Here is a 4,302-nt window from a genome sequence, read left to right as displayed (position 1 = left end):
AGTTATTTTACCATATATTATTTAGAGGTTTACACAAAAATTTTTACACACCCTTCAAATTAGTTGCTACGTTATCCCTAAAATCTCTAAGCAGATATATTCCATTCTTTAAATCCTTTTTCATGAAATATAATTGCTAAATTTTTTTGAATTTGTATACTTTTTTTTTATCATTTTTTATCACAATTTTCAGTATTTATTCCTACATTTGTTAATTTTTTTTCTCCTACTGAAGTATCTGTTGAGCCACCGATTGTATGTAACTCATCTTTGTTTTGTAAATCGTGGGCAACATATTTATCTATTTTGAATATAAAATTTCCTTCTTTTCCGATAATTGCTACTGTATTTTCTACCGAGCCTACATGTAAACTACTTCCTTTTTATTATTAAAATGTAGTAAATGAAAATCCTTGCCGTCTATATATTATTCCAACATTATCCATCATAACTTCTGATTCTTTGATTGATTTGTTATTCTCTATTATTATTTTTATTTTGAATTCAGTTTCAACATATGGTGTATCAAGTTTATAACTCATTTTTTTTCTATCTAATATATTATTTAAAGTTTCTTTTATAGAATATTTAAATTTGTATATATTCAAAACATTATTATATTCTAGTTTGTTTATTCTCTTATTAATTTCAATTATTCCAATTTCACTATCTTTATATATAATTTTTATATTTTTTAAAATATAGTAGTCCTCAGGAAGTATATTTGTTTCAATATATAACTCATCAAATAAAAAATGTATATTAAAAACTTTATCATCTAGCTCAATTTTATATTCACTGGAATCTTCAATTTGATATCTACTTTCAGCTTCATATTTTATGCAACGAGAAATAAAAAATAAAAAGAAGATAAAAATTATAAAAAATATTGTTCTGGAAAATAATTTATTCTTATTTATACATAAGTAAAAAATATAGATAAAAATTATAAAAATTATAATTATATATACATTTTCTATTTGTGAATGTGTCATTTTATTATGCCTGCCTTTCTTAATCTTTTTTCTGTTTCATTCATAATGTCTCTTCCCAATTTTATAGATTTATCTCTATTATATCTTTCTAATTCTTCTTCTCCTATATCATAAATATTTTTACTCTCAGCCCAAGCTCTAATATTTTGATAATCTAAACTTATTGCTGTACCTAAGGTCAACATTTTTTCCCTCCACTTTTGAGTTGTCCTATCATTAATTCCCGTACCAAAAGCTACCCAGTTATTTATATCAATTATATGAGAAGCCTTATCAAATGGAGATAATAATATTTGCAGTAAACTATCTCCTTGATATGTATAATAATTATATGTTCCTATATTTACAGGGTCTCGAATAACTCTTTTTTCTTTAGAATCCAAGACGACTTCTTTTCCAGTTTTGTTATCAACATATTTCCTATTCAAATTTCCTCTGATTCTTATTTTATTCCCAACTATATTATGAAATACTGCTTCTGAATCGTTTACTTTCTTAAAGGAATTTTTGTTATTTTTAAATTCTTTAATATCTTTAATTGAATTTTCTGCTACATAATTATAATAATTTATTTTAATTCTATACATTGGATCTATTAAGTAACTATTCCAATCAACCTTATAATCTTTTGAAGTTCCTCCATATGCATCTATAAATGTTTGTATAACTTTTTTCTGTTTTTTAGCGTTATCAAATTTTATTTCTTGTTGTGATGTGATACCAACTATCACATCATCTCCAACATTTCTACCAAAATCAATCCCATTCAAATCTTTTTTCTCAGACTTAATAGCTATATCTTCATCATTCTTACCATATTTTTCCGTCAAATAAGCATTTGAAGCTTTCCCTGTACTTTCAAGTCCTTTTTCATCTGTTCCCGTTACAAGCTGTCTACCCTCAACTGCTCCTATTATATGACTTCCCTCTTCCGTTATTGTTCCAATCAGTCCTGCTCTTGTATGATTTACAGCTGCTTCCGCATTTATTATTATCGTTCTTCTGCCTGTTTCATCACTTACAAAAGCTGTTCCTGCTTTAGGTTTTCCATCTTTGTCGATTAGCTGTGGAGCATTTTTTGGATCAGAGAATAAAATATCTACATTGTCATATCCTAAATCTCTATAAGCGTCTTTAAAAGCTCCTGCTATTTGATTATCAGTTGTTGCTCTTTCCAATCTACTTCCGGCAATATTGTCAATCGTTTCTGTCAATCTAGCTTCGGATAATTGACCAAAGAAGTTTCTGTTGTCATCTCCTCTATCATTGATTGATTCGTTGAATGCTCTTTTAACTTCATCTATTTCCTGTTTTGCTTTTGCTACATCTTCTTTAAATTTGGCAGGGTTAGTTGCGTATTCTATTGTTTGAGATTCGACATTAATATTTGTACTGCTGTGAGTATCTTTTGTTACTTCATTCGCTTTTGCTTTATCTCTATTTATCGGGTCTCCTGAAGCTTGTCCTATTTCAACATCTCCAATTACAGAATTTCTTGTAATTCCTTGTTTATCACGATTTTCAGTATTTATTCCGATATTTGATAATCTCGTTGTGTTTCCGATTGAAACTCCCATTGAACCGCCAACTGTATTCATTTCATCGTTGTTTTGCAAATCGTGGCCAATATATTTATCAATCGTTAATTTAGAATTACCTTCTTTTCCAACAATTCCTGCAGTATTTTCAAATGTTCCAATATGTAAATTGCTTCCTTCGCCTACAATAAACGAACTTTGATTATCTACAAAACTTCTATTTCCATTAGTTCTGCTTGCATTAACATTTACTGAATTAGGAACTCCTGATGAGCTTATTCCAATGCTTGCACCTCTGCTACTTCCAGTAGTGGTACTCGTATTTTGTCTTGAAGTTTCTACGAATTTATTAATATTTCCGGTAACTTTTCCACCTTCTTGATTAAAGCCGTCAAGTATCATTGTTCCCGTGTTATTATGTACTTCATTTACATTTTGGAATTTTCCATTTTGATTTATTATTTCGTTTGTATTTTGATTGCTTCTACTTGCCGAAATACTTCCGCCATTTCCGATTATTTGTGTTTTATGTCCATATCCTATTGTCGCTCCGGTGTTTATTCCCATGCTTGAACTATTTGAGCTATATTTATTATGCAATTCTACAGCTTCTTTTGTAATATTTTCTACGTTATTGTAAATAAACGTTCCATTTTCAGCCTGCGTTCCTTGATACGTAATATTTTTTACATTGTTGTAAGTTATACTCGAATTAGGATTCATTAGAGTCATTGTTGTTACAACTGCATTTTCAGTATGCGAATTTGTTTCGTTTTTAGATCTGCTAAACCCGGCATTTACTCCAATATTGGCATAGAAATTATTATTTGTTTGAGCGTCGATTACTCCTTTTCTTCCTACACTTCCATTTTCGTCATATCGACTTTGTCTATTTCCTTGATTTCCTGCTAATCCGGAAATAGTTCCGGTAACAGCATTAGTTGCTGTCATAAGCCCGCCGGCAATATCTCCACCTCTATTTTGACTTACCGCATTTGCCACCTGTTTTGCTCTGTCAAGTGCCGGACTGTTTATTCCGATTGATACACCAAAATTACTACTTTTGCTAGTAGTTCTTACATCTTGTGTATCTATTCTTGCTCCATATTTCACATCGCCGTTATTGATCTGGATATTTCCGTATTCAAAGTTTGTGGCAGTAATTTCTGCACCTTTATTCAATACAGAGCCGTCTCCAATTTGTAAGTTAGAGCCAGCATTTATCGTACTCTTCTCATCGTATGAATTTTGTGATTTTCCATAACTTAATGATGCTGTTCCGTGACTTATTCCACCTGAGAATCCTTTTTTCTTGTTCTCTTCAAAATAGCTATTGTGTAGCTGTTGTGCATCTGTTGTAAGTTTTCCACCAATATATGTATTATCTCCAAACACAACGTTACTTCCAATTGAATTTACATCGCCTAATATTACAGCGTTCTCTCCAAGCATTAGGTTACTTGCTGAATTTTCTTCAGCATGTGAATTTTTGTAGCTGCTTTTTGATGACATGAAACCTTTGCTTGTGCTTTTTGATTCATTTTCATAACTGTTTACTGCCGACTCTACTTTTATATTTCCTGTTACTGTAAGTCCTGTCGTATCTTTTGCGATAAATGATGAACCTTTTAAGTTCATGTCTCCAACTGTTCCTGAAGCTGAATTTGCTGATACTCCTGCTCCTAAATGTGTTGTTTCAGCATATCTACTGAAATTGCTTCCTCCTGAACCAAACTTGTCTTCTCCTGAAAGAGATAAGGCATTCAGGT

At 30.7% G+C, this 4,302-nt stretch carries 2 protein-coding genes; both read right to left on the bottom strand.

The annotated features are described in order from the left end of the window. Positions 1–389: 389 nt before the first annotated feature. On the bottom strand, positions 390–995 hold the full coding sequence (locus tag ACO5GE_RS07805) for a hypothetical protein (RefSeq protein ID WP_484830351.1): 606 nt from the start codon (positions 993–995) through the stop codon (positions 390–392). Further along, positions 992–4,302, bottom strand: a 3,311-nt coding sequence (locus ACO5GE_RS07800; protein WP_484830350.1) for a hemagglutinin repeat-containing protein, incomplete at its 5' end; no start/stop codon positions are given. The genes ACO5GE_RS07800 and ACO5GE_RS07805, both read right to left, overlap by 4 nt.

It is taken from the genome of Filifactor sp., from assembly GCF_057248345.1.
The sequence above is the reverse complement of the archived record's forward strand: the minus strand, read 5'-3'. Positions and strand labels throughout refer to the sequence as shown.

Excerpts from the sequence above, each read along its gene's own strand:
- ACO5GE_RS07805 (WP_484830351.1), bottom strand. The coding sequence starts at position 995 with ATGACACATTCACAAATAGAAAATGTATATATAATTATAATTTTTATA.